The sequence below is a fragment of the Pseudosulfitobacter sp. SM2401 genome, assembly GCF_042932805.1.
Lineage (GTDB): Bacteria > Pseudomonadota > Alphaproteobacteria > Rhodobacterales > Rhodobacteraceae > Ascidiaceihabitans.
In genome coordinates this window covers 58,654-81,115 of sequence record NZ_CP170635.1, presented here as the reverse complement: position 1 = coordinate 81,115, position 22,462 = coordinate 58,654, and the positions used below count along the sequence as shown (strand labels likewise).

The following is a 22,462-nucleotide window of genomic DNA, read 5'->3' as shown; positions in this document are numbered from 1 at the left end:
AGGTGGATCTGATGCCAAGCATCCTTGATAAATTAAGCGTAGAAATTGACCTGCATAAATTGGTCAGTGGTCACGCTGCGTTCTCGGATTTTCATGTCGAAGAGGTGCTGAAAACGGGCCCAGATCAAGCCACCGCCATTTGCATTTTTGGCGGCCAAAAAGTGGTCATTAAGAAATTCTTGGATGCTGAACCGGCGCGCCGCATCCTGGCCGCAAAAGCCGAGCTCGGCACGCTGGCTGCGTTTATGAATGCGCCGCCGTTCAGGGTAAACGAGTGCCTCAGGGCCTTCCCGGAATTGGGGCTGATCGTGCTCACTTTTGCGCCGGGCACCCGGCTAAGCGAGGCCATCAAACATGCGGAATTTCAAGAGAGGATGGCGTTGATGGACCTCAGCGGGCGTTGGTTAAAAACCTACACAACGGGTCGTTCCGAAATATCCCATAAATTTAGCCCCGATTGGTGGATCAAGAAACGGATCACTGCGTTTGGCGAAAATCAACCCAATAGCTTAGTCGAAATATTCGATCCAGTCTTGCAACAGGTCCAAAAATTGGCCGCTCCGCTGCGCGGCATGAGTATTACCAAAGCGGCAATTCACGGTGATTATTCCAGCATCAATGCTCACTATCACGACGGCACGATCTACGGCGTGGACATCCAAGGCAAAGCGCGATTGCCCATTGTGCAAGACGTGGCCAAGTTTCTTGTTTGGACGCAGCTCCACACCCCCCTACAGCACACAGGTGACATCGATTTTATTTACGGAATTGCCGAGCCAGATGTTTCTGCGTTCTTGGCAAGTGGCGTGCTGCCGGAAAATGAAATCGATACGTTTCTACCGTTCTTTATCGGCCTTCAAATTCTCGGCAGCATACCACCCCTTCGCAAAGGCAACATCGCCTTGCAGCGAGCCCAGAAATTAGCCGCCACCTTTAGTGAGACATCGTGAACCAATTCCGACGAACCGTATCGAAGCACCGATCGCCTAAGAAACGACTGACCGCACTCTTTTCCATTTCCCGGCAAGCTATTGTTTAGCGTTAAACACAAACAATGCCTCGTCATTGATCCGGTACCCGTTGATCAACTGCTGTGCGCGCGGCGATGTTAACCACGTCTCTAGCGTCATCGCGGCTTGCGCTTTGATGTGGCCATGGCGGGCAGGATTGACCGGAAGATATGCGTATTGGTTGAACAACAGCGGGTCCCCGGAAAACAGCAATTCAAGTTCGCCTTTGTTGGCAAAATTCAACCAACTTGCGCGATCCGCCATGATGTACGCGTTCAGGCCCGAAGCGGTGTTCAAGCTCGCGCCCATTCCGGCACCAACCGCTTTGTACCACGCACCGAACCCTGTCGGATCAAGCGCCGCTGACGACCACATTGATAGCTCTTTTTTGTGGGTACCGCTGTCATCACCACGGCTGACAAAGGCAGATTGCGTCGTCGCAATGCGCTGCAACGCGGCTGCCGTGGTCCCGGTATCTTTGATCTGTGCCGGGTCGGCTGCGGGACCGATCAAGACAAAGTCATTGTACATGATTTCACGCCTGTGCGTGCCATACCCAGCCGCAATAAACGCGTCTTCAGCGGCCTTGGAATGCACCAAAATCGCATCCACATCCCCCGCTTCGCCCAACCGGATCGCCTGCCCCGTACCAACAACCAACAACGAGACGTCGAGCCCGGTGTCCTCTTTGATGGCAGGTAGCAAAACATCCGACAGGCCCGAATTGTGGAAACTGGTGGTGACCGCCAATTTCATCGTGTCAGCCTGCACGTGGCTGCCAAAAACAATCAAAACCGCGGCAAAAAAACGGATCATTCGACGATGTCTCCTTCTAGAAACGCCTTGGCTTCTGACGTTTTCGGGTCAGTAAAGAACGCAGACGCGCCACCTTGTTCGTGGACACGCCCGTTCAACAAGAACAATACATCACCTGCAAGCCGGCGTGCTTGACCCAGATCATGCGTCGTCATGATTATTCGGGTGCCCGTCTGTGTTGCGTCACGCAAAAGCGTCTCGATTTCGCGGGTGGAACGGCCATCGAGATTGGCACAAGGTTCGTCCAGAAACAGCACTTTGGGTTTGCGGATCAGGGCACGCCCCAACGCCAGCTTTTGCCGCTCTCCTCCGGACAGGCGCGGCGCAGGCAGATCCAGCGCGTTTTGCAACCCGATGCTATGCGCCCAATCGACAACTTGGCGCGCGATTTCAGATTTGGGTTGCCCTAACAGCTCTAAGGGATACGCCAGATTTTGCCGTACAGACCGTCGCAACATAATCGGGCTTTGAAAAACGTAGGCTTGGGATTGGCGCGCCTGCACATCGGGAACAGACCATTGCACGATCCCTTCTGAAACCCGCTCAACCCCGTGCAAAACCTTTAGCAGAGTTGTTTTGCCCGCCCCGTTCGGACCCAGCACGATTGTGACACCGGATGCTGCCAGATCAAGGTTGACGGGACCAAGCACGACTTTTTGGCGGCGTTTGACAACCACATTTGTCAGGCAGACAGACATTGGCTGGTTCACCACGTGCCCTCCCGTTCGGTGCGCGACAAGGCATGGATCGCAAGGTTGACCACCAATGCCAAAGCGATCAGCACAAACCCCAACCCCAAAGCCAGCGCAAAGTCGCCCTTTCCGGTCTCAAGCGCGATGGCCGTCGTCAGCACCCGCGTTGCGTGATCGATGTTACCCCCAACGATCATGATCGCGCCAACTTCGCCAATCGCACGCCCGAACCCTGCAAGCGCGGCTGTCATCAACGTGCGCCGTCCGTCCCAAATCAGGGTCATCACCCGTTGGCGTTTGGTCGTATTCAGCGAAATCAGAAGGTCGTGATATTCCGCCCAAAGCTCGCGCATTGCCTGATGCGTAATCGACGCAATCAGCGGCGTGATAATGATGATCTGCGCGATGATCATGGCCGATGGCGTGAACAACAAACCCAAAACGCCAAAGGGCCCGGAGCGAGACAGCAAAAGATACACGATCAGGCCGACTACGACCGGTGGCAAACCCATCAACGCGTTCAGGGTCGCAATCGCCGCGCGCCGATACCGGAACCTGCGGATCGCCAACCACGTCCCAAACGGCAGCGCGATAACACAGGCCACTACCAGCGCCGACAGGCTGACCTGAAGCGATCGCAACGTGATCTCGACCAAATCCGCGTCAAGCGTGATGATCAGCCAGAAAGCCGCCTGAATGCCGGACCAGATTTCGTTCATTCCAAAGCTGCCTAGCCCAGTACGTTTGATTAATCGTCGAGTCGAACAGCAGGACCGGCAGCGCGATCCTGCGAAGAAAACCCAGCTTGGCCCAAAATAAGGTTCGATCCAACCGCAATGACGGCGATGGCCAAAAACGCTAAGAGCATGATTTTCATTTCAGTTCTCCGATTGCACTGCCTTGGTGCGTAGGTCGTTTATCAAATCACTGATCGGCTCTGATGACCAGATGGATTCTGGTGGTGGTCAGCACCCGAAATCTATTCCGCTGGTGTCGTCTTTGTCGATCCTGCCTGCGTGTCTGCCATGACCTCGTCCACCCAGATCGAGTGGTGTTCACGCGCCCATTGTTCTTCGACTTCGCCCGATCCCATGGCGTCATACGCGCCTTCCATACCGACAGTGCCAATGTAAATATGCGCCAGAATAATCGCCATCAGCACAAAGCTGACGATGGCATGCCAAAGCTGGGCGTATTGCATTTCTTCGTGCGGCGCGAGGGTTTCACGCAGCTCCCCCAATCCGAGGGCACCCGAGATGCCAAACGTATTCAGTTTCGCAAACGTTGCAGCAAACATGTTGATCTCGAACGGGAAAAGCAGCGCCAGTCCGGTCACGGAAATGGAAGTGCCAAGCAGGATGACCGACCAGAAAATCAGCTTTTGCCCGGCATTGAATTTCTTGGCTGGCGGATGCCCTTTGGAAAAGATCCCGCCACCTTTGAGCAGCCAGTTGATGTCACTTTTGTGCGGTAGATTGTGAATGACCCACATCACAAAAATCATCACCAAGGCCAGCATAAACGCCCACGAAATGTTGTTGTGAATCCACTTGGAACCTACAGCCAAAAAGGCGAATGCCTCGTGACCAAAAGCGGGGATCAGGACTTTGCGCCCGAACAGGGAAATAAGCCCGGTAATGCCCAGCAAAATGAACGAGCCTGCCAGCAACCAATGGCCAAAACGTTCAATCGCTTTGAACCGCGTAATCGTGCGTCCGGTCTTGGCACCGTCAATCGTGATGCGCCCACGGATAAAATAGAACGCTGTCAGCAGTATGAACGTGCCCATCAACAGATCGCCGCCATATTTGGCAAGCGGACCTTCGCGGAATTTCAACCATTTCATGCCGCCATCTTGTACCAGCGTCGTGGCCGCCGGCCCGTTGTTGGATGCGGTGATGTCGGCAGAACCAAATCGCAACGCCCGCCACAGTTCTGGATCCGACGCGCCGCCTAACGTGCCAAGTTGATTTGAGGTGTCTGCGGCACTGTCGGGATTACCGGTCGCATCGCTGCGAAAACTATTGTCGACATCATCACCACGCTGGCGCGCCATGATGTCTTCAAGCGTCTGCGCGCCGCCCGTTGCACTGCGATCTGGCACCGCTTTTTCCTGGGCGGATGCGGTTGATAAGAATGACAGTGTTAACATCAAAGCAATCAGGGCACGCAGCATATCGTTTCCTCAGCGAGTGTTAGGTGAAAAGGGCGACCCGGTTGGATCGCCCGATTTGTCTGCTTAGTCGGGCAAAAGGTATCAGCCGCCTTTTTGGTTGTAGGCCGTACCCCATCCCCACGCGCCAGAGCCAAAGCCCCGTGACACAACGCGTTCGCGGTAGATGCCAGAGACGATATCGCCGTCACCCGCCAAAAGCGCTTTGGTTGAACACATCTCGGCGCAGATCGGCAATTTGCCTTCTGCAATCCGGTTGCGCCCGTATTTCGCGAACTCGGCCGAAGAGTGGTTTTCCTCTGGGCCGCCAGCACAGAAGGTGCATTTGTCCATCTTGCCACGGGACCCAAAGTTGCCCGCTTGCGGGAACTGCGGCGCGCCAAACGGACAGGCGTAGAAACAGTAACCACACCCGATGCAGAGGTCTTTGGAATGGAGAACCACGCCCTCTTCGTTCTGGTAAAAACAGTCTACCGGACAGACCGCCATACAGGGTGCATCCGAACAGTGCATGCAAGCCACGGAAATCGACCGTTCGCCCGGTTTGCCGTCATTGATCGTGACGACTTTGCGCCGGTTGATGCCCCACGGGACCTCGTGTTCGTTTTTACAGGCTGTGACACAGGCGTTGCATTCAATGCAGCGTTCGGCGTCGACGAGAAACTTTGCTCTTGCCATGTGATGTCCTCCTTATGCTGCTGAAATCTTGCAAAGAGTCGCTTTGGTCTCTTGCATTTGCGTGACTGAATCGTAGCCGTAGGTCTGCGCGGTGTTTGAACTTTCGCCCAAAACGTAAGGGTCCGCACCGTCGGGGTATTTGTCCCTCAGGTCCTTGCCTTCAAGGTGCCCACCAAAGTGGAACGGCATAAAGGCGACGCCCTCGCCGACCCGTTCGGTGACCATCGCCATCACTTTGACCTTGGCCCCTTCTGGCCCTTCGACCCAAACCTGTTTGCCGTCGCGAATGCCAAGGTTGTTGGCGTCACGCGTGTTGATTTCGACAAACATGTCCTGCTGCAATTCCGCCAGCCAAGGGTTTGAGCGGCTCTCGTCACCGCCCCCCTCGTATTCGACCAGACGACCAGATGTCAGGATCATCGGATAGTCTTTCGAGAAATCCTGTTTCTGGATCGAGGCATACATCGTCGGCAAGCGATAGAACTTGCGGTCCTCGTATGTCGGGTAGTCTTCGACCAAATCACGACGGTTGGTGTAAAGCGGCTCGCGGTGGACAGGGACCGGATCGGGGAAAGTCCAGACAACCGCGCGCGCCTTGGCGTTGCCGAATGGCGCACATTCATGCGCAATCGCAACCCGCTGAATGCCGCCGGACAGATCGGTTTTCCAGTTGGTTTTGGGCCCTGCGATACCATCGATAACGCCGAGTTCTTCAGCCGTCAGTTCACTGTCCCACCCAAGGTCCATCAGCATTTGCATGGTGAATTCCGGATAACCGTCTTGGATATCAGAATCCTTGCTGTAAACACCTTCGGCCAACAGATTGTCGCCGTCCCGTTCCACACCAAAGCGGGCGCGGAATGTCAGGCCACCCTCTGACACACGTTTTGACATGTCATACAGGTTCGGCGTGCCGGGGTGATTCATCTCGGCAGTGCCCCAGCTGGGCCATGGCAGACCGTAGTAGTCACCATCTGCGGGGCCACCGATGGCCTGCAGCGTGGTGCGATCAAACGTATGTTGGTTCGCCATGTGCATTTTGATGCGCTCAGGGCTTTGGCCAGTGTAGCCGATTGTCCACATGCCTTTGTTGAACTCACGCGTGATGCTTTCAACATTTGGCGTCTCTTCATCATCCATTTCGATGTTGCGGAACAGACGATCTGCCCAACCGAATTTATTGGCAAACTTGGCCATGATGACCTCGTCCGGCAGGCTCTCGAACAGCGGATCAACCACTTTGTCACGCCACTGGAAGCTACGATTTGATGCCGTTACAGAGCCGCGCGTTTCAAACTGCGTACAGGCCGGCAGCAGATAGACGCCATCGGTCCGGTCATGCAGAACCGCAGAAACCGTCGGATACGGATCGACGACAACCAGCATATCCAGCTGCTCCATCGCGGTTTTCATTTCCTTTTGACGGGTTTGCGAATTCGGCGCGTGGCCCCAAAGCACCATGGCGCGCACCTTGTTGGGGTTGTCCATGTTGTCAGGATCTTCGAGCACACCATCAATCCAGCGCGATACGGGGATACCGGTAAGGTTCATCAGGCTCTTGTCGCCGTCTGTCGCGAACTGACCTTTCAGCCAATCCATGTCTTCTTCCCAGACACGGCCCCAATGCGCCCAAGAACCAGGCTTGAGCCCGTAATATCCAGGCAGCGTGTGGGACAAAACGCCAAGGTCAGTTGCGCCTTGGACGTTGTCGTGGCCACGGAAAATATTCGTACCACCGCCCGATGTGCCCATGTTGCCAAGGGCCAGTTGCAACACACAATAGGCCCGCGTGTTGTTGTTGCCGTTGGTGTGCTGCGTGCCACCCATGCACCAAATCACAGTGCCCGGGCGGTTGTTGGCCATGGTACGTGCAACGCGGCGCAGCTGTTCGCCCGGCGCGCCAGTGACGCGCTCGACCTCTTCAGGGTTCCATTTCGCAACTTCTTCCTGAATTTGGTCCATGCCCCAAACACGGGTGCGAATGAATTCTTTGTCCTCCCAACCGTTTTCAAAGATGTGCCACAGGATGCCCCAAACCAGCGCCACGTCGGTGCCCGGGCGGAAACGCACATACTCATCAGCATGGGCGGCCGTGCGGGTGAAACGTGGGTCGCACACGATCACGGGCGCGTTGTTCTGCTCTTTGGCTTTCAACAGGTGAAGCAAGGACACAGGGTGCGCCTCGGCAGGGTTACCACCGATGATAAAGATCGCCTTGGAGTTGTGGATGTCGTTGTAGCTGTTGGTCATCGCACCGTAGCCCCAGGTGTTTGCAACACCGGCAACTGTGGTCGAGTGGCAAATCCGTGCTTGGTGATCCACGTTGTTCGTGCCCCAGTAGGCTGCGAATTTACGGAACAGGTAGGCCTGCTCGTTGTTATGCTTGGCAGAGCCGAGCCAGTAGACCGAATCCGGCCCACTTTCTTCGCGGATGTTCATCATGCCGTCGCCGATCTCGTCGATCGCCTGTTCCCAGCTGATGCGCTTCCATTCTCCACCCTCTTTTTTCATCGGGTATTTCAGACGGCGTTCACCGTGGGCGTGTTCACGCACCGCAGCGCCTTTGGCACAATGCGCGCCCAGGTTAAACGGGCTGTCCCAGCCGGGTTCTTGCCCCGTCCAGACGCCATTACTGACCTCGGCAATAACGGTGCAGCCGACAGAACAGTGTGTGCAGACGGATTTGATTGTCTCGACCGCGCCATTCACCGCTGACTGTGCGTTGGCTTGGGTGACCGCGCCACCCGTTGCTGAAATTGCAGCAAGACCACCAATGGCCAAACCACTGCCGCGCAAAAAGCTGCGGCGATCTACAGATTTCTCTGCGATGTCAGACAGGATACCAGTCCGTTGGGAGCGTCGCGCAACCCCGTTGGTCTTTTTCCTAAGCATTTTAATCCTCCCTTGCTCGCGTGGGGCAATCCCCTTGCTTGCTTGGTTAATATTGTGGCCTCAGACAGTCGGGCGTCACGCAACCAGTCGTCTGTGGGTCGTCAATAACGGCGTCCTAGAAACGGGCGCTGTCGAGGTAGGCGCGGGTGTGCGCTGTGTCTTGCATTTTGCCAGACGACGGGTCAGCCGGGTTGGCCTCGGCCGCTGTTGTTCCAGCACTCAGTGCCACAGCCGCTGCAGGCGCCGCAGTGCCGGCAATTTTTAAGAAATCGCGCCGGCTGGTGCCGTCTTCGGTTTTCTTGGTCATGGGATGTCTCCCTCCTTGTTGATGGCAGGCATCCCCACCAGTGATGTGCGACGCGTCACGCCGCCGTCATTCTGAACGCTTCACGCTCAATCTCGATAAATGCCCGACCCACACTGCCCACCGAGGCATAGAGGACCGAGTTTTTGGCAGCCTCCAAGTCGGAAAAGAAATGTCCGGCCCAAGGCGCAATGTGGCGGTTGAAAAACGTCTTTTGGTCGCTGACCGTTGATGGAGTGGCGAAACGCCCAACAATCATGCCGCCCATCATTTCCATCAAAGACGCGATGTTGTCTTCGGGTTCATAGACGTTTGGTGAACGGCTCATCCCGCGCGTGGACATGTCGGTGCGCAGGGTCGCCAATGGTTTTTCGTTGAGAAAACCCGTTAGGTAATAGCTGGCATACGGCAGCAATTCACCCCGTCCTAACCCGACAAACAAAGCGTTGAATTCGCTTTCGACAGCTTTGGGTTTTGATACCTTGGCGACCCGGGCCAGACTGCCAATAGCTTTGCCAAGGTCGCTGTCATCGCCAGACAAGCCAGCGCATTGATCCAGCAACAGCTGGTCCGGCGGGCCGGACAAGATCAGACCCAAAAAGTTATAGAGGTCAGCGCGCAAACGGTCCTCGCTCGGTACTTTGATGGCTTCAGCGGCAGTCACGCAGCGCTCTCCTCGATCGTAAATTTCATCCGGCGCAGGGTTGGGGCGACAAGCGGTTCCTCGTCGTCTTCTTCCTCAACAAACGCGATCGTCTCGTGGGGATCTTCGGTTTCGGTCTCAGCGATCAGCACCTCTTCCTCCGCAACCTCGTCCTCGATCTCTTCTTCAACCGGCGGATTATCACGCTCTTCAGCTTGACGCGCCATTTCCTGAACGTGCTTCAACATGCCCTTGCCGACCTGATAGGCCGTCTGCATATTTTCGACGACCATGGCAGCGTCGGTGAAATCCTCACCGTAATCGACCAGCATATCGACATTCGCGAGCACGGGATTAGAGCGCCACAACGTGCGCAAAGCGCGGCGGCGAATACGATCCGGCACGGCCTTGGCCATAAAGGCTGAGAAATCGTCGCCCATCTTTAGGGTGTCGGGATCAGGCAATTCCAGGTCTGCCAAGATTTCAGCGTCAGTCTGTTCCTCAAGAACCGCGTGCTGCTCGCGCAACTCTTGCTGTTCCACTGCAGCAAGTGCGGCCTGTTCCTCGGCCTGTACCCCTGCCTTGCGGCGGGCCCAAAAATCAACCTCGCGGCTCAATGGACAACCTCCTTGGCAGAAGGGGCGCGGTACACATCTGATGTCTGGCGGATGCGGGCATCGCCAATTCCATCCTCTTTCAGATCGATCCTGGATTTGTCACGGCGGCGTTTGATAAACACTTCGTCTTCGTGGTGCAGCGCGATGTAGTCACGGATCCAAGCGATCAGCCCCTCAGGCATCGCGACCTTTTCGACCAATTCTTCACCGGTGTCCGCATAGTCCTGCGCCTCGTAAGGCGAGGCGGTGACCAACACGACGTCAAGCGGCTGATCGCTGTCAGACTCGCGCATCACGACATAGATTGAAGGGATTTTGGCAGACAGCCCGTGCAGATATGCCTCGGTGTCTGTGCGAAATAGCTCAAGCGGCAAAGTCGCGGCATGGTATTCAACAACCTCACCGTCGCGGCGCAGTTCTTTCCAAGCGGCCTCACCCGCCCCGGGCAAGACTGCAACCGCCTTCCAGACATGCGTCACCCAGCGCGTCACGCCGGGCGCTCTGCGAACAACAATTCCCAGAGGCATCGAAATGGATTTTTGGCTGCACGTCGTCAAAGTAACTCCGGCTATTGTCCTTGATGTGCCACAAGTCTGGCTGACCCTAGGGCAATCTCAAAGCACTTTTTCAATTTTGGGGTGAAAAATGCATCACAACGGGGTTTGCGAAAAATACAATGCGCCCCGATTTTTGCTGAAGCCGTTGCAGGTTAGGGTTTTGCGTCTGCTTTTTCATAAACAATCGCGACCGCACGGGATTTATTCGCAAACGCAGCATTTCCTCGCACCAACAAGAGTTCACGAAATGAGGTTTACGGATTGGTCGAATCGCGTCTAGCATTGCCCAACGCGCCGCTGTTCTGGCCTGCGTTAAGGGGAGCTTTCACGTGGCCAATACACTCATTTTATGCGACTGCCTCGGAACCCAAAACATCGATGCAAACAAAGTCGCCAACGCCTCTGGCTTGACCTGTTCAAAGCTATATTCGAACCTCTGCGGCACCCAAATTGACAGCGCCGCCAAAGAGATTTCTCAGGGTGATACAATCATCGCCTGCCAACAAGAACGTCAAAGATTTGAAGAGCTTGCCGAAGAGTTAGAAACAGACACGCCCGGCTTTGTAGATCTTCGCGATCGCGCCGGTTGGGGTGAAGGGGATACCACCCCCAAGATGGCAGCACTTGCCGCTGAGGCCGCTTTGTCCGTGCAAGCCGGTAGGTCGATTGACGTGATCTCTGAGGGTACATGCATGATCATCGGTGGCGCAGTTGCAATCGATGCGGCGCGCGATCTTTGTGACACTTTGGCAGTGACTGTTTTGTTGGCGGACGGCGCTGAAATCCCTACAGATCGCCGGTTCGATTGTGTGGTGGGAACCCTGCGGAGCGCCGCCGGTGCGTTGGGTGGCTTTACGTTGAAATTTGAAACCCTACAGCAGGTCATTGTCGGTGGTCGCGGCGCGTTTGAACTGGGTGACCAGTTGGCAGGTGCCGCGTCGGAATGTGATGTCATTCTGGATCTCAGCGGCGGAACGGCCATGTTTCCCGCCCCCGAAAAACGAGAGGGATATTTTCGCGCCGATCCCACACATCCATCGGCGGTCGCCAAGGCGGTTTTCGCTGCATCCCAGATGACCGGCACCTTTGAAAAACCACTGTACGTCAGGTTAGAACCCAGCATCTGCGCCCACAGCCGCGCAGAACAACCTGCCTGTTCAAACTGTCTGAATGTTTGCCCGACAGGCGCGATCACATCCGCTGGCGAACACGTCGCAATTGATCCGATGGTCTGCGCTGGCTGCGGTTCATGTTCCGCGGTGTGCCCGTCCGGTGCCATCAGCTATGATGTACACCCCGTGGACACGTTGTTTCGGCGCCTGACAACGCTAGCGTCAACCTATCGCAAAGCCGGTGGCCAGAACGCGCGTTTGCTGGTCCATGACCAAAAATACGGCACAGAAATGATCGCTCTTGCCGCGCGGTTCGGACGTGGTTTGCCAAGCAATGTGATCCCGATCGAAGTCGACGCGTTGTCCGGTTTTGGGCATGCTGAAATGATGGCTGCGTTGTCGTGCGGGTTCGAACATGTGGATATCCTCGTGTCCCCAAGGGCCGAATTTGATGTCATCGAAGGGCAAGCCACTCTGGCAAAATCACTCGCTGGCGCGGATGCGGTGCGGCTGTTGCAACCTGTTGATCCTGATGCGTTTTCAGATCTTCTGTATCAGCCCCCCCTCGCCTGTTTGACCTGTGCCCCAATTTTGCCAATGGGAACCCGACGTCAGGTTACGCGGCTCGCGGCGAAAGCTTTGCAACCGGACACCGACATTCTGGAACTGCCCGAGAATGCGCCCTATGGCGCGGTTCTAGTGGATACGAACGCTTGTACTTTGTGCCTGTCTTGCGTGTCACTTTGCCCGTCGGGCGCGTTGGGCGATAACTCTGACTTGCCGCAGTTGCGATTCCAAGAGGACGCGTGCCTGCAATGCGGGTTGTGTGCCAACATCTGCCCTGAAAACGCAATCACGCTAAAGCCGCAAATGGATTTGACCGACGCGGCCTTTACCCAGCGCGTCATGCACGAAGAAGAGCCGTTTCCTTGCATCGAATGCGGTACGCTGTTCGGCGTCAAATCGACCGTCGAAAAGATCACCGAAAAACTGGCAGGCAAGCACGCAATGTTTGCCAGCTCAAGTGCTGCCAAGATGATCCAGATGTGCGACAATTGCCGTATTCAGGCGCAGTACCATTCGACCAACAATCCGTTTGAGGGCGGCGCGCGACCCCGCGTGCGCACATCTGACGACTACTTGTCAAAGCGCAAGGATCACTGAGATTGAATAGGCGCGCCCAGATCGGCTGGCTCTATCGTGGCAACAAAAGCGATGATCGCATCGATCTGTTCCAGCGTGACTTCGATGGGGGCAATGGGCGACGGCAGGTTCGCCGCAAAAGGCTCTGTGATGTCCGCGACCTGTGTAAAGGCAGGGTGCGGTTTCAGCACGAAGAATGCCTCGAACCGCTGTTGCCAATCGGGAAACGTGCGCATCAATGCGAACGACGGGGTGGAGCCGATGGCCTTCATCCGGTTGCTGGCATTCACCACGTGACAGCGCCCACATTTCTTGAGACTGGTGGCCTCGCCCAGTTGCGCATCCCCCGTGATTGCGACGATTTGAACCTTGGCCGGCAAAGCGACATCTGCACTGAACATCGCGTCGCCTTCGGGGGCAAACGCCTCGATGGTGCGTTTGCCGATATCGGACAGCAACCATGCCTCAAAGGTATCTGTGTGGGGGACGTCGGTTTTGGTAAAATGCCAAACGGTTTCACCCTGTTTGAACACCGGCGTGCCGCTGGTCCCGAACGCTGCCTCACCCGCACCCGCCGTCGCTGTGATGCGAATACCCGTCTTCAACGAAAACCGTGGCAGCAGGTGTTTGATAAATCCTGTGTCCGTCAAAGTGGCGGGCGCGTGCAGGGTGAACGCCTTGTCTTGTGCCACCGCAGGGCCAGCAAGCAGCGCAACACAAACAGCAATTTTTTCCAACATTCCGTCCGCTCCAATCCAATGCGTCAGGTTGCATATCAGCCTAGGTGCGTTACGGTTAAGGCGTCAACATTTCTCGAACACCAAAGGGCCAAACCATGAGCGAAGACTTCAACATGTCGATGCGTAAATTTCTCAAACAGGTGGGTGTGACGTCGCAACAAGCGATCGAAGAAGCGATGCGCAACGCCGCCGGCACTTCGGGGAAAACCTTTGAGGCAAAGATGATACTGACAGTCGACGGCATTGATCTTGAACATGTCGTGACCGGCCAGATCGAAGGCGTATAAATGGCGCTGTCTCGCGAAGAAGTTCTCGCCTGCCTGAAAACTGTCAAAGCGCCTTCTGGCGTTGATATCGTCGAGGCTGGTTTGGTCCGGGCATTGAACGTCGACGACGCTGCCGTCCGCTTTGTCATGGAGGTCGACGCGCCGGAACCATTCATGGCCGCCAAGGCGGACGCCGAAGAAAAACTAGCGGCACTCGGTGTCTCTTCGGTCTCGATTATCATGACTGCGCACAGCACAAAAGCACCGCCACCCGACCTGAAACCCAATCGCAAATCAGAACCCGAAGGCCCGCAGAAAGTACCGGGCGTGGATCGCATTATCGCCATCGCATCGGGCAAAGGCGGCGTGGGCAAATCAACCGTTGCTGCCAACCTCGCCTGTGCACTGGCGGCCGAGGGGCGGCGCGTCGGCATGCTGGACGCAGACGTTTACGGCCCCTCGCAACCGCGCATGTTAGGTGTGTCAGGCCGCCCCCAAAGCCCGGATGGGAAACTGATTTTACCGCTGCGCAACTTTGGCGTGACGATGATGTCGATCGGCCTCATGACCAACGAAGATCAAGCGGTTGTCTGGCGTGGACCCATGCTGATGGGCGCGTTGCAACAGATGCTGACGCAGGTGCAATGGGGCGCGCTGGACGTGCTGATCGTTGATCTGCCACCGGGCACTGGCGATGTGCAAATGACGCTGGCGCAAAAGGCTGACTTGGACGGCGCAGTGATCGTTTCGACCCCGCAAGACGTCGCCCTGCTGGATGCGCGCAAAGGCATCGACATGTTCAACCAGATGGGCACGCCAATCATTGGCATGATCGAAAACATGAGCACCCACATCTGCTCTGCTTGCGGTCACGAGGAACACGTCTTTGGTCATGGCGGCGTCAAAGCAGAGGCCGAAAAATTGGGCGTGCCGCTGCTGGCAGAAATTCCACTGCATCTGGACATTCGTATGGCCGCAGACGGGGGCGCGCCGATTGTGGTGTCCAAACCCGAGTCCTCCCAAGCCCAAGCCTTTCGGGCCGTCGCCAAAGCATTGATCGAGGCCGGCAAAGCATGAACATTCCCAGCTTTCCGCCCCTGTTTAGCGGGCTGGCTGTGCAAGGTCAAACAGACCCGTTTGACAAAGCCTGCGCCGAGGCTGCGCGGGGATGCGACGCAGGATTGGTGGTTTACAACTTGGGCGCAAATACGCTGCGCGCCGCCTTGGTGTTCGCACCTGATGTGCCGCTTGGCCAAGCAATGGCAATGTTGCCTGTGTGCGGTGTTGGGTTTCAAAACGCACTCGGCGCATTGGCCCCGCCAGAAGTCGCCGTGCACTTGGATTGGGCGGGCGGCGTGCGCGTAAACGGTGCCACGTGCGCCAAACTGCGGGTTGCGGCCGCGGACGCAGAACCCGCGGCTGAACCGGAATGGTTAATCGTCGGCTTGGAATTGCCGTTGTGGCCCGAAACAGACGCACCGGGCGATACCCCGGATCAGACTGCTCTTTATGCCGAAGGCTGCGCCGATGTGAACGCGGTTGATCTGCTCGAATCCTGGGTCAAACACACGTTGGTCGGCATCAACACATGGATAGAAGATGGCCCCGCCGCCCTGCACAAAGATTGGCGCGGGCTTGCGCATGGCATTGGTGAAGACATTGAAATGAACGGCACATCGGGCACATTTTTGGGCGTTGACGAAAACTTTGGCATGTTGATCCGTTCATCTGAAACCACCCATCTGATACCCCTGACCTATTTGCTGGAGGGCACCTGACATGATGCTGGCACGCGCGATCCATTTTGACGAAAGCGACATGAACGTTTTTCACTCGCCCGCACGCACCGGCGAATGGTGCATTTCTGGCGGGTTCGAATTTTCGAATTGGTCAGAGGGCGATCTGACCGGCAAAGCGCGGCAAGCGTTTTCCAACGGGTGGCTCGGTGTGGAAACCTTTGGGCGGGTGACTTTTGTCGCTGTGACCCAAATTGAGCCCGCAGAATTTGAAGCCCTTAAGGTCGCTGTCGCAGAACATTTTGTTCAAATGTACGGCGCACCATCCGTTGGCGACGCACTGCAAGTGGCCGAGGACGAGGTTCTGCATATGGTCGAGCTGTGCGACAATCAGGACCCCAACACCCTGCTGTCTGTGGCCCGTGAATTGACGGATGCGGGCGTCAAGGAAAGCTTTCGGATGATTGAACCGCGCGATGCAGGGTTGGATCAGTTTGCGATCCACGGCTCACTGGATGACGAACCGCATAGTCATTAACGTCTAGATCACGGCGTAAACAAAGTGGCGAACTGATCGCGCAGTGACTTTTTCTGCACTTTCCCCATCGTGTTGCGCGGCAATTCCGGCACGATAATTACCCTTTTCGGATGTTTGAATCGCGCCAACGACTTGCTGATGTTGGACTGGATCGCATCAATGTCCGGCTCTGCGCCCGCCTCTGCCACGATGACCGCGACGACCGTCTCTCCGAAATCGGGGTGCGGCACACCGATCACAGCGCTTTCTAAAACGTGGTCTTCATCGTCCAAAAGCAGTTCGATCTCCTTGGGGTAAATATTGTAGCCCCCCGAAATGATCAGATCCTTGTTGCGCCCGACGATGTGCAGGTAGCCGTCTTGATCAAACTGGCCCAAATCTCCAGTGATGAAAAACCCGTCCTCGCGCAGTTCCTCAGCCGTTTTTTCTGGCATTTGCCAATAGCCTTTGAACACATTTGGCCCACGTACTTCGATCTCTCCGATCTCACCTTGCGGTAGGGTTTCGCCAGTGTTGCTATCGGTGATTTTGACCTCGGTTCCGGGCAGCGGAAACCCGACTGTGCCTGCGCGTCGTTCGCCATCGTAGGGGTTGGAGGTGTTCATATTCGTCTCGGTCATCCCGTAGCGTTCAAGGATCCGGCAGCCTGTGCGCTGTTCAAACCGGACGTGGGTTTCAGCCAGCAAAGGCGCGCTGCCCGAAACAAACAAGCGCATGTGCGCAACCAACGGTTTGGTGAAACGCGCATCACCAAGCAGTCGCGTATAAAATGTCGGCACGCCCATCATCGTCGTGGCATTCGGCAATTGCGCGATGATCTGATCCAGCTGAAAACCCGGCAGGAAAATCATTTGCCCGCCGGCCAACAAGGTGATGTTTGACGCAACAAACAGCCCGTGCGTGTGAAAAACCGGCAAAGCGTGCAGCAAAACGTCTTGGGACGTGAACTGCCATTCATCGACCAAAACCTGCGCATTCGACAACAGATTGCCTTGCGTTAGCATCGCTCCTTTGGACCGTCCCGTGGTGCCTGATGTGTACAAAAACGCCGCCACGTCATCCTGCGTGCGCGAGGCGGTTTCGAAGGTTTCGGGATGTGTGCGTGCAAGATCGCAAAACGATCCGGTCCCGTCATCATTCATCGTTTTCAACGCCGCGCCACAGTTTTTTGCAACCGTCGTCAAGCTGTCTAACCGCGTCTGATCACACAACAAAACCCGCGCACCGCTGTTTTGCACAAAGTAAGACACCTCGTCTGGCGTATAGGCCGTGTTCAACGGTAAAAACACGATGCCCGCCTGCGCGCATGCCGCATAGACAGCCAGCGCTTGCGGGGATTTCGACACTTGCACAGCAACGCGGTCGCCCGCAGTTAGGCCCAGCGTCGTCAGAACACCGGCATATTGCGCGGCCATGCGCAGGAACGCGGCATACGACAGTGTCTGCCCGTCACCCAAACGCAAAAACACAGCATTATTGCCAGAATGTTGACCAAAAAGCGTATCAAAGAGCGGGTTTGCCATGGCTCTGATCCCTTCAGGTTCCAAGCGTTATTGACGCGCTAAGTGCATGCACGTCCGGTGACGCGATGACTGTTTTGTCGGTGACAAACTGTTCGTGGTTTGTGGTGATCTGCGACAGATCATAAAGGTAATTCACCATCGCGCCGTCGGACTGGGCCATGCCGTTTCGGGACGTATCTGCACCTGCGTGAACCGCATGCATGATCGCGCCATTTCCTAAATGAAACCGTGCGACCGGATCGACAGGCATGCCGTCACCCCGTTTAGCCGCGAGCAGATAATGCGCGACCAATGCCCGTTCGTCCCCGTCAATTGCAGGTGTCACATCAGAGTTCTGCGCCCATGCGTTCAATCCCGGAATCGGCGAAAGCGTCACAAAGGTCTTTAAGTTCGGCAAATCGCGCGACAGATCAGCGGCGACTTGTTTGATCAAGGAATTGCCAAACGAAATACCCGCCAAACCGGCCTGACAATTGGAAATCGAATAGAACACTGCCGTGTCCGCGTCTTCCGCCTCGATGGCATCACGCCCGTCCGCCAGCAAATCCTGAATGGAATTGGGGATGCCTTTGGTCAGTGCAACTTCGACAAAAATCAGCGGCTCACCAGCCATCGCAAGGTGGAAGAACCCGAAACAACGCCTGTCGCTTGGTTGCAGTCTGCGGCGCAAATCATCCCAACTGTCGATGGCGTGCACGGCCTCGTAGGCGATGATTTTTTCAAGGATATCGGCAGGGCTGGACCAATTGATCGGGCGCAGCACCAAAAACCCGCGATTGAACCACGACGAGAACAGATGTTGAAAATCAACATCCAGCGGCTCTAGTTCATGGGTTTCGCGAACAAATTGCAGCAAATCTTTGCGCATGTTCACCAGCCTTGCGGTAGCACCGGGAACTTGGTTCAGCCGTCGGATCAGCTCTTGGCGGTCAGGTTCGCAGGCCGACGCGAAAGCACGGTAGGTCTTTTTTGACGGCGCATCGCGATAGGTTTGCAACGTGTCGGTGACGTCTTGGGCGTTGATTTCAAGACCGTGGGTCATGAACTCGAAAAACGTGCGTTTTTCATCTGCCGTCATCGCGCCGTAGCGATCAAGGATCAGTCGGGCCAGCGTGCTGCCGGACATTTCACCGCGACTGCCAAGCAAGTCTTTGGCCAATTGTGTCGTGCTGCGACCAAGCATGTCATCAGACAACGCCCCTCGGTATCGGCGCTCGAAAACAGTCGAAATCAACCCTCCGAAAAAGCTCATCTTGCGGCCCCCATGACGGCGTCGGGCAGCCACGTGGCGAGCCCCGGAAAGAAGCACAACAAGACGATGGCCAAAACCATGCAGCCCACAAACGGCAACGACCCCGTCAGGATCGTCTTCAGCGAAATGTCGGGCGCAATGCCGTTGATGACATACAGGTTCAGACCAACGGGGGGCGAAATCAGCCCGATTTCCATATTGATCGTCAAAACGACAGCAAACCAGATCGGATCAAATCCGGCGGTGGTGATGATCGGCAACAAGATTGGTGCCGCCATCAGGATCACCGCAACGGGCGGCAAAAAGAAGCCCGCGATCAACAGGAAAATGTTGACGGCAATCATCAGAACCCACGGGTTCACATCTAACGTACCGATCCAATTGGCAATGGATTGGGTGATGTAGAGGCTGGAGAGCATGTAGGAAAACACGCCTGCTGCGGCGATGATAAACAGGATCATCACGCTCTCTTTGGTGCTGTCGCACAGCACGACCCAAAGGTCTTTTGGGTTCCAAAGCTTGTAGATCACCATCGCGATGATCAGACACAAAAGCGCGCCAACGGCGGCGGTTTCAGACGGTGTCGCAACCCCGCCATACATGGCATAGAGCACCCCTACGATGATCAGCAAAAACGGCACAACCCGCGGCAGGATTTCGAACTTTTCCTTCCACGTGTAACTGCCCGTCGCGAGTAATTCGCGGTTGCCGGATTTCCACGTAGAATACAGTGACCACGCCATAAACAGTGTCACCAACAACAAGCCCGGGATGACACCGGCCAGGAACAGACGCCCAATCGACGTCTCGGTAGCAATGCCATAAACGATCATGGTGACGGATGGCGGGATCAAAATCCCCAAGGTGCCACCTGCCGCAATTGACCCTGCTGCGACCCCGTCGGGATAGCCGCGTTTACGCATCTCGGGGATGCCCATTTTACCGATGGCCGCGCAGGTTGCAGGGCTAGATCCAGACATCGCCGCGAACAAGGCGCAGGCCCCGAGGTTAGAAATCACGAGGCCGCCCGGCACACGTGTGAGCCAACGTTCCAGTGCTTCGTAAAGGTCGGCCCCTGCCCGCGTCGAGGCAATGGACGAGCCCATGATGATGAACATCGGGATCGACAAAAGTGCGAAATTATCAAGCTTGCCAAAGAGAATTTCGGGCAACAATTCAAGGGATCGCATCCCGTCAAACAGCATCAAAAACCCTGTTGAAACGATCAGCAATCCCAGCGCGACGGACACGCCCGAAAACAGAACCAGAATTGTGCAAACGGCGACAAAAGCCCCTAAAGTAAGCGGATCCATTACGCGTCCTCCAACCCAAAGGGCTTATCGATTTTCAAAATGACGGCGACGAGGTCTGCGATCAGCTGCAGCAAAAACAGCCCGAACCCGATCGGCATCGCCGCGTATGGGATCCACAGGCGCACGCCCCAAACAGTGTCGGATTTCCAGTTACGTTCGTAGGTTAAATGCCAGAACTCGTAGCCGTACCAAAGCATGATCGCGACCATAGCGATTGACAGGGACAGCGTGCACAAACACATGATGTAGCGCGCCCTTTTGCCCAGCATCAACGGGATCAAATCTACGTTCACATGCCCACGCAACCGCTGCACGTAGGGCAAGCCAATCAGGGTCGCGCCGATGGCCAGATAGATCACCGCTTCGGTTTGCCAGATCGTCGATCCGTTCAACACAAACCGGATGAAAATCATCTGGCAGGTTATCGCAACCGCAGCCACAATCATCGCGGCAGAACACCACCCTGCAACAGTCGATAGAGCAGCCACAAGCCGCAGGAATGGGTTGTGACCCGTCTGCGATGCGACGGCTGAGCTTTGGCCCGCCATAACAGTTTCCTTGGAGTTTGGAGGTTTTAGAAATGGAGGACCACGCGTGCGGCCCTCCGGATTTAGGTTACTCGACGGCCAAAGCCATATCGAGCAATGCTTGACCATCAGGCACATCGGCCACAAAGGATTTGTAGGATGTTTCCTGTGCCAAAGCGCGCCACGCATCAAAGTCGGCTTGCGACATTTGCGCAATTTCGACGCCTGCATCGCGGAACACTTGTTCGGACGCTGCGTCCTGCTTTTTGGCCTCTTCCAGATAGAACGTTTGGGCCTTGGCCGACGCATCCATCAGTGCTTTTTGCTGGTCTGCACTAAGCCCGTCAAACTTGGATTTATTCATCAACAGCGGCTGATACATGAACCACAACGCGACATCGCCGGCAGGTGTGTAGCAGCTGACTTGTTCGTAAATCCGGTAAGAGACGAAAGACGACGACGATGTGTTTGCAGCGTTCAGGACGCCAGTTTGCATCGCGTTATAGATTTCGGACGATGCCATTGACGCGATTGAGGCCCCTGCCCCCGCCAACATCTGTTCAAACGCTTTGCCCGCCGCACGGGTTTGCAAACCTTTGACATCATCAGGCGCGGTGATGCATTTGTCTTTGCCCACAAATCCACCGGCAAGGTAGCCGTGAACCAGAACCATGACATCATCGTCTGCCATTTTTTCCTCGAGGGCGGCCATGAATGGCGAGGCACTTAGACGTGCGGCGTGATCGTGGTTTTTGACCATGCCCGGCATCAACGTCAGGTTATAGGCTGGCTGTTGTCCACCCGCATAGCTGAGCGGCAGAACGGTCATGTCCAGCTGGCCACGGCTGAGTGGGCGGTATTGCTCGCGCGGTTTGAACAAGGATTTTGAGCCAAAGATCTGGATCTCAAGGTCAACGCCCGCTGCGGCAACATCTTGTGCGACCATTTCGGCAACCTTGTGGCGCACATCTTTGTTCGACCACTGGTGCGACAGGCGCAAGGTTTCGGAATGCGCGACCGTGCCAAATGTCAGGCTCGCCAGCGCTGCGACGGTGGTTAAAAATTTTGATTTCATAACGTTCTCCCTAGGTGCGACCGGAATCAAACGCTCCAAATCTGCGCTTTCAGGGTTCCATATCGAGTATTCCAAGTCAAATTTATTGTATACAACAATTGTAAGCTTGCATTTTTCCGACTTGAAACGGTAAACATTTCCTATGGAACTCAGACGCGCCGATAAGATTGCAGAAACGCTAGAACAGCTTGTGTTCTCTGGCGAATACAGCGATGGCGAACGGCTGGACGAACTTAAGCTCGCGGAACAGTTCAGCGTATCACGCACCCCAATTCGCGAAGCATTCCAAGTGCTGGTCGCCTCTGGGTTGGCCGAACAAATCCCAAGGCGCGGCGTCTTTGTGCGTCAACCCGGGCCGGTCGAACTGATGGAAATGTTCGAAACAATGGCAGAACTAGAAGCCGCCTGCGGGCGCCTTGCTGCCTTGCGTATGACTGAAGACGGATTGCAGGATTTGGCGCAAGCCAACGAAAATTGCCAACAAGCGCTGAACGATCTCGACTACGGGCGCTACTATTCAGAAAATGAAAAATTTCACCAAATCATCTATCGTGGCTCTGCCAACAGCTATCTGGAAAAACAGGCGCTACAGCTGCAAAACAGACTAAGGCCCTACCGCAAAATGCAACTGCGGTTTCGTGGACGACTGGCGCAGTCGATGGCCGAACACCTAGAGATCGTATCAGCATTACAGGCCGCAGACGCCGAGCAAGTCGCGCGCGCGCTACGGAGCCATGTGACCGTTCAGGGTGAAAAATTCCACCGTCTCATGGCCAGTTTAAAGAGCTAACGCACCGGTAGAACAACGCCTACATCCGCAATGTCTAAACAAAAGTGGGCGGTAAATCCTTGCCG

Annotated in this window: 24 protein-coding genes; 7 read left to right on the top strand and 17 right to left on the bottom strand. The window is 55.8% G+C overall.

The window, feature by feature from the left end:
• Positions 1-11: 11 nt before the first annotated feature.
• Entirely contained in the window at positions 12-950 is a 939-nt protein-coding gene (locus ACFIO0_RS21480; RefSeq protein ID WP_390915471.1) for a hypothetical protein, read from the top strand.
• 78 nt (positions 951-1,028) lie between these two features.
• Here the strand turns inward: ACFIO0_RS21480 and ACFIO0_RS21475 are convergent, their stop codons facing one another.
• From ACFIO0_RS21475 to ACFIO0_RS21425, 11 genes are all read right to left on the bottom strand, one after another.
• Positions 1,029-1,826 (bottom strand): substrate-binding domain-containing protein, encoded by a 798-nt coding sequence (locus ACFIO0_RS21475; protein WP_390915470.1) that lies wholly within the window; start codon positions 1,824-1,826, stop codon positions 1,029-1,031.
• The gene (locus tag ACFIO0_RS21470) at positions 1,823-2,524 is read right to left on the bottom strand and encodes an ATP-binding cassette domain-containing protein (protein ID WP_390915530.1); all 702 of its coding nucleotides are present in this window, start codon (positions 2,522-2,524) and stop codon (positions 1,823-1,825) included. Before ACFIO0_RS21470 ends, ACFIO0_RS21475 begins: the two co-directional genes overlap by 4 nt.
• 8 nt (positions 2,525-2,532) lie before the next feature.
• On the bottom strand, positions 2,533-3,237 hold the full coding sequence (locus tag ACFIO0_RS21465; RefSeq protein ID WP_390915469.1) for an ABC transporter permease: 705 nt from the start codon (positions 3,235-3,237) through the stop codon (positions 2,533-2,535).
• Between the two features lie 29 nt (positions 3,238-3,266).
• The gene (locus tag ACFIO0_RS21460) at positions 3,267-3,395 is read right to left on the bottom strand and encodes a hypothetical protein (RefSeq protein ID WP_390915468.1); all 129 of its coding nucleotides are present in this window, start codon (positions 3,393-3,395) and stop codon (positions 3,267-3,269) included.
• 102 nt (positions 3,396-3,497) lie between these two features.
• Complete coding sequence (locus ACFIO0_RS21455) at positions 3,498-4,694, bottom strand: formate dehydrogenase subunit gamma (RefSeq protein WP_390915467.1); 1,197 nt, start codon at positions 4,692-4,694, stop codon at positions 3,498-3,500.
• 81 nt (positions 4,695-4,775) lie between these two features.
• A complete protein-coding gene (fdh3B, locus tag ACFIO0_RS21450; RefSeq protein WP_390915466.1) occupies positions 4,776-5,369 on the bottom strand; it encodes a formate dehydrogenase FDH3 subunit beta in 594 nt (197 codons plus the stop codon).
• A 12-nt stretch (positions 5,370-5,381) separates the two neighbouring features.
• Positions 5,382-8,261 carry a molybdopterin-dependent oxidoreductase gene (locus ACFIO0_RS21445; RefSeq protein ID WP_390915465.1) on the bottom strand — a complete coding sequence of 960 codons (2,880 nt, stop codon included), beginning with the start codon at positions 8,259-8,261 and terminating at the stop codon, positions 5,382-5,384.
• Between the two features lie 115 nt (positions 8,262-8,376).
• Positions 8,377-8,568, bottom strand: a complete 192-nt coding sequence (locus tag ACFIO0_RS21440) for a twin-arginine translocation signal domain-containing protein (RefSeq protein ID WP_390915464.1) — start codon at positions 8,566-8,568, stop codon at positions 8,377-8,379.
• 55 nt (positions 8,569-8,623) lie between these two features.
• Positions 8,624-9,229, bottom strand: coding sequence for a molecular chaperone TorD family protein (locus tag ACFIO0_RS21435; protein ID WP_390915463.1), 606 nt, complete (start codon positions 9,227-9,229; stop codon positions 8,624-8,626).
• On the bottom strand, positions 9,226-9,825 hold the full coding sequence (locus tag ACFIO0_RS21430; protein WP_390915462.1) for a DUF3306 domain-containing protein: 600 nt from the start codon (positions 9,823-9,825) through the stop codon (positions 9,226-9,228). The genes ACFIO0_RS21435 and ACFIO0_RS21430 overlap by 4 nt, the downstream gene beginning before the upstream one ends.
• A complete protein-coding gene (locus ACFIO0_RS21425) occupies positions 9,822-10,352 on the bottom strand; it encodes a DUF3305 domain-containing protein (RefSeq protein ID WP_390915461.1) in 531 nt (176 codons plus the stop codon). The genes ACFIO0_RS21430 and ACFIO0_RS21425 overlap by 4 nt, the downstream gene beginning before the upstream one ends.
• A 359-nt stretch (positions 10,353-10,711) precedes the next feature.
• Between ACFIO0_RS21425 and ACFIO0_RS21420 the strand changes: the two genes are divergently transcribed.
• Complete coding sequence (locus ACFIO0_RS21420) at positions 10,712-12,658, top strand: 4Fe-4S binding protein (RefSeq protein WP_390915460.1); 1,947 nt, start codon at positions 10,712-10,714, stop codon at positions 12,656-12,658.
• On the opposite strand, the gene ACFIO0_RS21415 is transcribed toward ACFIO0_RS21420, so the two are convergent.
• Entirely contained in the window at positions 12,652-13,377 is a 726-nt protein-coding gene (locus ACFIO0_RS21415) for a hypothetical protein (protein WP_390915459.1), read from the bottom strand. The genes ACFIO0_RS21420 and ACFIO0_RS21415 overlap by 7 nt on opposite strands.
• Positions 13,378-13,472: 95 nt before the next feature.
• Between ACFIO0_RS21415 and ACFIO0_RS21410 the strand changes: the two genes are divergently transcribed.
• From ACFIO0_RS21410 to ACFIO0_RS21395, 4 genes are read left to right on the top strand one after another with little or no spacing between them, the layout of a single operon-like run.
• Complete coding sequence (locus tag ACFIO0_RS21410; protein WP_390915458.1) at positions 13,473-13,664, top strand: DUF6494 family protein; 192 nt, start codon at positions 13,473-13,475, stop codon at positions 13,662-13,664.
• Positions 13,665-14,720 (top strand): P-loop NTPase, encoded by a 1,056-nt coding sequence (locus tag ACFIO0_RS21405; protein WP_390915457.1) that lies wholly within the window; start codon positions 13,665-13,667, stop codon positions 14,718-14,720. It abuts the gene before it with no gap.
• Positions 14,717-15,421: a DUF4444 domain-containing protein gene (locus ACFIO0_RS21400; protein WP_390915456.1), complete on the top strand. Its 705-nt coding sequence runs from the start codon at positions 14,717-14,719 to the stop codon at positions 15,419-15,421. The genes ACFIO0_RS21405 and ACFIO0_RS21400 overlap by 4 nt, the downstream gene beginning before the upstream one ends.
• Before the next feature lies 1 nt (position 15,422).
• Positions 15,423-15,917 (top strand): DUF6505 family protein, encoded by a 495-nt coding sequence (locus ACFIO0_RS21395; RefSeq protein WP_390915455.1) that lies wholly within the window; start codon positions 15,423-15,425, stop codon positions 15,915-15,917.
• An 8-nt stretch (positions 15,918-15,925) separates the two neighbouring features.
• Here the strand turns inward: ACFIO0_RS21395 and ACFIO0_RS21390 are convergent, their stop codons facing one another.
• From ACFIO0_RS21390 to dctP, 5 genes are all read right to left on the bottom strand, one after another.
• The gene (locus ACFIO0_RS21390; RefSeq protein ID WP_390915454.1) at positions 15,926-17,440 is read right to left on the bottom strand and encodes an AMP-binding protein; all 1,515 of its coding nucleotides are present in this window, start codon (positions 17,438-17,440) and stop codon (positions 15,926-15,928) included.
• Positions 17,441-17,453: 13 nt separating this feature from the next.
• Positions 17,454-18,692, bottom strand: a complete 1,239-nt coding sequence (locus tag ACFIO0_RS21385) for a malonyl-CoA decarboxylase domain-containing protein (RefSeq protein WP_390915453.1) — start codon at positions 18,690-18,692, stop codon at positions 17,454-17,456.
• On the bottom strand, positions 18,689-20,005 hold the full coding sequence (locus ACFIO0_RS21380) for a TRAP transporter large permease subunit (protein WP_390915452.1): 1,317 nt from the start codon (positions 20,003-20,005) through the stop codon (positions 18,689-18,691). The genes ACFIO0_RS21385 and ACFIO0_RS21380 overlap by 4 nt, the downstream gene beginning before the upstream one ends.
• Positions 20,005-20,553, bottom strand: coding sequence for a TRAP transporter small permease subunit (locus ACFIO0_RS21375; RefSeq protein ID WP_390915451.1), 549 nt, complete (start codon positions 20,551-20,553; stop codon positions 20,005-20,007). Before ACFIO0_RS21375 ends, ACFIO0_RS21380 begins: the two co-directional genes overlap by 1 nt.
• Positions 20,554-20,620: 67 nt before the next feature.
• Positions 20,621-21,607 (bottom strand): TRAP transporter substrate-binding protein DctP, encoded by a 987-nt coding sequence (gene dctP, locus ACFIO0_RS21370; protein WP_390915450.1) that lies wholly within the window; start codon positions 21,605-21,607, stop codon positions 20,621-20,623.
• 142 nt (positions 21,608-21,749) lie between these two features.
• Between dctP and ACFIO0_RS21365 the strand changes: the two genes are divergently transcribed.
• Positions 21,750-22,397, top strand: coding sequence for an FCD domain-containing protein (locus ACFIO0_RS21365; RefSeq protein WP_390915449.1), 648 nt, complete (start codon positions 21,750-21,752; stop codon positions 22,395-22,397).
• The last annotated feature ends 65 nt before the right edge of the window (positions 22,398-22,462 follow it).